Below are 6,190 nucleotides of genomic sequence, written 5' to 3'. Positions count from 1 at the left end.
TGCTGTCTTTAAAGACGGCGTAGGATTTACCGTACAGGGCGTTGTCTTTGATGCTGGTTTCATCACGAAGGACTTTGACTTCGAAGACGCCGTCGGGCAGGTCAGTACCCGGGGTGATTTCTTGGCCGTTGGTGATGAATTGAGCGGTGTAGACTTTGCCGTTTTCTACGGTTTCAGTTTTTGCCGGGATGGCCGGTTTGTAGCCGTTGGCTTTGGTGTTTGCATCGGCGACGTTGATGGTCGGCACGGTGACTTTATCCCACTTGCTGTCTTTTTTAACCAGGGCGGAGATGACTTGTTTTTTGTCTTTGTCGCCCAGGGTCAGGCTGCCTTTGGTCTTGTCGGTATCGGCCACTTTGAAGGCGACGATGTCGTATTGTGCCTTGTCGACGGGGTTGCCGTCTTTGTCCGTGGTCGGTACGTTGGTGTCATCCGGGTTGGTCGGATTGGTCGGATCGGCCGGGACGTAAGGAATCACGTCTTGATCCGAATACGCTTTTACATTAATCGTTGCCGTTGCATCATCTTTTGTTCCATCTTTATAAGTTACCACTACCGGTACATTTACCGGTTTTCCTGCATCTGCTGCTACCGGCGTGTAGGTGACAGCACCCGTTTTCGCATCAATGCTTGCATCTGTCGGTGCTCCTTCGCCTAATGTAAATGTCATGCCTGTCGGTTGCGGATTTGCTTCCGGTTTTGGAGTTGTTGTGCTCTTTTGGTCTAGGAATTTTGGTGCTGTTACTGTTGCTGCTGTTCCTACTTCTCCATTAACTGCTGTATATTCCGGTTCGTATTTTGCAGATTCTCCATCTTTAATCGATAGAGGAACTTTGTCAACGTGTCCTTTTTTGATTAGGACTTCTTCGCCTTTATCATTTTTACGATAAACATCATAAGTTACTTCTACATTTGGTTCTTCTTCTGTTGCTTCAACTTCAGCTGTTGGAGTTCCAGAGATTTGATCGCCTGTAATAGTTAAACCAGCAATGGCTTTTCCATCGATAAATTTAGCTGTTACATTTTTAAATACATAGCCTTTTTGTGGTGTTGGTACGACTTTTTGATTGTATTCAGTACCTTTTGCTCCATCGGCTAATGGTGAGTCTGTAATGAGATACTTGTGAGTTCTGGAACCTTCAATCGTTCCTACAACCTTACCTTGGTCAATGTCGTCCATAGATGCTGTTACTTTTACATCGTATAGACCCACTGTTGTCGGTTTGCCGGAAATATTTCCATTTCCTGCGTCGATTGTTAAGCCTTCAGGTAGGTTTTCTGCTGAATAAGCAGCACCTTTAATCGGATTATCGTTTTTGTGTTCAAAATCATCATAACGAGATCCGACATAGCTACTTAATTCGACAGTAAAGGAGTCGATAGCGATGGGATCTTGTAAATTGCCTTTTGAATCAACTCTGTGAAGTTTTGCTGTGTATTCTGTCGTTTTTGTTACACCCGTTGTGTCAAATGGTGCTGAATCAATGGTGCCTGTACTTGATGGTTGTTGAGCTTGTCCTTCTTTACCATCAATTTTCTTTCCATCAGGACCATACCATACGATTTGGTATTTATTCGATGTGAAGGAATACGGAAGCCCTGTTGTAGATGTTTGTGCTACATCTCCAGGGATAGCTGTGTTTGCTTCATTGTCATAGTTGGTAATGTGGAAGTCAATTTCTCCGGGACCAAATACGAAGTCAGATCTTAGTGTTCTGTTTAATGCGTTTGTAACACCTACACCAAAACCTGTTCCTGACCAACCTGCGTGGATACCCCAATCAGAGTTCATGGATGTGTAATAGTTGTTGTTGTATGGAGTCATCACGCGAAGGTTTTCTGTTCCATCTGTAGAAACAAACAGCCAGTCGTAGTTGATGTGCTTTTCGTTATAGTTCAGGGCAGCATCTGCAAAAGAGCCATCGCTTGCGTTCTCTGCTACTGTTCCCAATCTATCAATAGCCTGTTGTGACCAACCGAACTTACCTGCTTGTTCAGTATAGCCTTGAGCTACAGCAGCATTTTGCTTGTAGCCCCAAGTACCATTAAATTGGATAATGTACTCACCATTTGCATTTGTCTTTGCTGTTACGGTTTCTGCAATCCATTTTTCCGGTTCTTTTTTTACTTGTTCTTTGATCCATTTCTGCAGATCATCTTCGAGCTTTGAAGTCCATTTTGGGCCACGGATATCTTCCGGTTTTGAAATTCCACCGAGTGCCAATACCGCTTCATCGCTGTAGATTTTCTGCATAGCATAGTCAGATAGATAAGATGCTCTTACAGTTACGTCTTTTGCTCCTTCAGTGTGTTGAGCTATATCATACCAATGAACTCCACCAACACCTGATTTGTAATCCCAAGAAACTTTACCAGTCATATAACCGCCGGATTTACTTTGTACCGGTGTTTCTTTGGCATCGGTCCTGTGCATTTCAGCCTTAGGTTTTTGCATAAATAGAATCTTCCAATTGTCATGGGTATTCTTTGCTGTATTCGAACTTGAACCACCTTGAGTAATAGGTAGGCCAAAATCAGGAAATACTACCCCTTCTCCTGTTATATATTGAATTTGATAACCTTTCGGAATAGTATCTTCTTCAACCCAGAACTTATACCTTTCATTACCGGCAGATACAGTTGTATCTGCATCAAATTTAATTAATTTTCCATCCGATGCTAAATAAGGGGTACAACCAATATTTAGTCTGCCGTTGGCATCGGATACTGCGGTGTAAATAGGCGATACATAGCCGCCGTCTTCAAACCATTGGAAGTAAGCTCTCACTCCTTCTATTGGCTTAAATTGTTGACCTGTTGCTTTAGCTAAAGGAAGGTTTGCGTCCCCTCCTGTTTGTACACCTACAAAGGCGTGAACGGCATTTCTCGAATCGTTGCCCACTTGAGATTCGATTGGTGGTGCAGCATCTCTTGTTGCTGTGCCACCTGGCGTCGGCGCTGCAAAGGCGGCGAAGGGCATGGGGGTCATGGTGACGGTAATGGCGACGGCCAAGACCCAGGCCAGTGCTTTGACGGCAAGGCTTTGCTTAAATTTTTGCATACTCATCTCTCCATTCCTTTCAGATTTGGCTGTGTCCTGGCGAGGGGTTGTCCTCATTAACACAGCCTGTGCTTATATATCAACGGATTGCCTTCAACAGCCTGCCGGGTGGTCGGGAATATGTCTTTCGCCTCCTCAGGGTCACGTGCTTGGGGTCTGTCGGCGTGCTTGTCAGCTTAGGCCTGATAGGCCCTGGAGGGCTGTTGCGGTTCAGTATCCGGAAGTGCCTATACTTAGTTCTATCTTAGCATAGGCGAGCGAAAAAATCTATATCTTTAAGTTAACCCCCCCCTAGTCTATACTTTCTTTTTAGCTTTTATGCCATACAGGAAGTGGATGTCTGACTTTTATGCAAAAGCCTCTCCCATCAAAGGAAAAGCCCGGCCTGCATCCTTTTTTCGCCCCCGGCAAAAGCCCCTACCCAAGCGGTTTAAGCCTCCTTGAAAAAATGCTGTCCGGGAAATTTTTCCTTGCTGACTTGAGGAGCGCTTTAAACAAATAGAGAACCGGGCAACTTTTTTCTCATTGACCGGTCGGCAACTGCTGCTTGCCAGCAATAATAAAAAAACTTTATGCAACCATTTCCGTCCAAGTTTCCGGCCGGAAAGATCCGGATGCGGGCAAGGCGCACGAGCCGGACCCACCCCCAGAAAGCCATCCGCTAGGCCCCGGCCTTTTGCCGGCGTTACGACAGCCCGGCGCCTCCTTAGCGCAGGGCTTGTAGCGGCCCCGGCGGACATACCTGCTATCCGATAGACTTCTTGCACAAAAAAACAGCCCCGGAAAAGGGATTGCTTATCCTGTATGGGCCCGGGTGGGCGAAACCCCCGGTCCGTGACGCTTATGGCATAAAAAAAGACAGCCCCTAAAGAGGGACTGTCTGTGGGCTAGGCCTGAGTGGACTTGAACCACCGACCTCACGCTTATCAGGCGTGCGCTCTAACCAGCTGAGCTACAGGCCTATATCAATTTCTTGACGCTTGCTATTATAAAATAGGGGGCGCCTTCCTGTCAAGGAAAAACCCCGCCGGCCGGCGGGGTTGTAGGCTTATGGTTAGTCAATGGGCTTGAAGGCTTTTTTGTTGGCGCCGCACAGGGGGCATTTCCAGGTATCCGGCAGGTCTTCAAAGGATGTGCCTTTGGGGATGCCGCCTTTTTTGTCGCCTTTGGCGGGGATGTACATATAGCCGCAGGTGGCCATTTGGCATTGGTAAATACGCATGTCTTTTTCGTTACTCATGGTGTCCTCCTTGTTGGTCGTCTGCTTAGTTGTCTACTTAAATGGTAATCGGTTAGGTTTTGTCTGTGGCGGGGCCTTGATCAATAGACCCAGAGGCCGATAAACGAGGGCAACAACAGGCCCAGGCTCAGCATGGCGACGAGCACGATCAGCCCGATTTTTTGCCAGCCTTTTAAGCGATGGTAGCTCATTGGCCGCCTCCTTCTCGAAAATAGCGCTCAATATCGTACATCACGATGCCTGCGTCACCGACGGCGGAGGCAATTTGACGGACGGTCTTGGACCGGACATCGCCAATGGCGTAAACGCCGGGGATGTTGGTGGCCATGTTGTCATCGGTCAGGATGTAGTTGTTCGCGTCGCCTTTGATGGTGGACGGAACGACTTCATTATTGGGGTCATAGCCGACAAAGATAAAACAGCCGGGGAAATCCCAGGTTTTGGTCTCGCCGGTTTTGACGTTTTCGGTGACCACCTGGCTTAATTTATCGTCGCCTAAGAGCTCGGTGACGATGGTGTCCCATTCAATATGGAGTTTGTCGTTGGCCAGGGCCAATTCTTGGGACCGCTTGTTGGCGCGCAGGGCATCCCGCCGGTGAAAGAGGGTGACGCTGCGGCACATTTTGGTCAGGTAGAGGGCTTCTTCCACGGCAACGTCGCCGCCGCCGACAACGCAAACGTCTTTGTCTTTAAAGAAGAAGCCGTCACAGGTGGCGCAGTAGCTGACGCCACGGCCGCGGAATTTGCCTTCATTGGGCACGCGCAGCATCCGGGGGTAGGCGCCGGTGGCGAAGATGATGACCTTGGCCTCGTAAGTGCGGTCGCCGGCGGCACTGGTGGTGGTGACGGTTTTAAGGTCACCTTGGACCTGGACGTCGGTGACCCGTTCAAAGATCATTTCCGCACCAAAGGCGGTGGCTTGTTCATAGAATTTCATCATCAGCTCAGACCCGGAGATGCCGCCGGGGAAGCCGGGAAAGTTTTCAATGAAGTCGGTGGTGGCGGCTTGCCCGCCGGGGACGCCCATTTCAAACATGGCCACCGAATAACCGGCACGCCGGGCGTAAATGCCGGCGGTCATGCCGGCCGGGCCGCTGCCGATAATGGCAATATCAAACATATGGTCCTCCTTGTGTCGCCTTGCTGTTTGTGCCACAACTTCATCGGTATGCGGCTCACCACGCCGATGACAGGAGTCGAACCTGCGGCCAATGGTTTAGGAAACCACTGCTCTATCCTCTGAGCTACATCGGCAATTATTTCCATTATAAGGCCCCCGAGGAGATTTTGCAATCAGCCGCCGGGCGGGAAAGCTGCCCCGGTCATCTGATGAGCATATACCCCTTCCCGGGCTTTTGAAACAAAATAAATTGACCGGCAAGGGTTGACAGGAGGCGGCTGCGGTTTTAAAATGAGTCCGATTATGATAATGCTTCTCATTTTACACGTCTAGGGAGGATCTGTCATGAAAGGAAGGCGTTATCGCACCGATAACCGCGATGCGATCGTTAATTGGTTTGTGACCCATGAGGGAGAAGCCATTTCTGTAGCGGCGCTCAAGGCCCGGCTGGAAGCAGAGGGCAGGGGGATGTCCATTGCCACCCTCTACCGCAACCTGGCCCTTTTAAGCGACGACGGCTGGCTGACCCGAACCGGCGATGCGGTCCTGGGCAGCGATGTCTATGTTTACCGCAAGGGGCCGGACGGCTTTATGCTGCACTGCCTGGGCTGCGGCAAGATGGAGTCCCACCATTGCTCGCAGGCAGAGGCGCTCTGGCGCCACATTGCGGAAAGTCATCATTTCCTGATTGATAGGCAGCAAGTGATCATTCGCGGCTATTGCCGGGAATGTCAGGACAAGCACCGCTCTCAGACGACGACATTTTAGG

The 6,190-nt window shown here is 49.3% G+C and carries 4 protein-coding genes and 2 tRNA genes; 1 reads left to right on the top strand and 5 read right to left on the bottom strand.

Annotated elements, in window-relative coordinates; translation table 11 throughout:
- The 5 genes from BLQ16_RS08735 to BLQ16_RS08710 all read right to left on the bottom strand — a co-directional run.
- A partial coding sequence (locus BLQ16_RS08735) for a Rib/alpha-like domain-containing protein (RefSeq protein ID WP_159428063.1) occupies positions 1–3,061 on the bottom strand: 3,061 nt, incomplete at its 3' end.
- Positions 3,062–3,949: 888 nt separating this feature from the next.
- Positions 3,950–4,023: transfer RNA gene (locus BLQ16_RS08725), tRNA-Ile, on the bottom strand.
- Positions 4,024–4,115: 92 nt separating this feature from the next.
- Entirely contained in the window at positions 4,116–4,301 is a 186-nt protein-coding gene (locus BLQ16_RS08720) for a rubredoxin (RefSeq protein ID WP_091792346.1), read from the bottom strand.
- 187 nt (positions 4,302–4,488) lie between these two features.
- Positions 4,489–5,421 carry a thioredoxin-disulfide reductase gene (trxB, locus tag BLQ16_RS08715; protein WP_091792345.1) on the bottom strand — a complete coding sequence of 311 codons (933 nt, stop codon included), beginning with the start codon at positions 5,419–5,421 and terminating at the stop codon, positions 4,489–4,491.
- A gap of 61 nt (positions 5,422–5,482) precedes the next feature.
- Positions 5,483–5,555 (bottom strand) — tRNA-Arg (locus tag BLQ16_RS08710).
- Between the two features lie 211 nt (positions 5,556–5,766).
- On the opposite strand from BLQ16_RS08710, the gene BLQ16_RS08705 reads away from it, so the two are divergent.
- Entirely contained in the window at positions 5,767–6,189 is a 423-nt protein-coding gene (locus BLQ16_RS08705; RefSeq protein ID WP_091792344.1) for a Fur family transcriptional regulator, read from the top strand.
- The last annotated feature ends 1 nt before the right edge of the window (position 6,190 follow it).

Origin of the sequence: Peptococcus niger, assembly GCF_900101835.1 — a bacterium.
Classification (GTDB): domain Bacteria; phylum Bacillota; class Peptococcia; order Peptococcales; family Peptococcaceae; genus Peptococcus; species Peptococcus niger.
The sequence above is the reverse complement of the archived record's forward strand: the minus strand, read 5'-3'. Positions and strand labels throughout refer to the sequence as shown.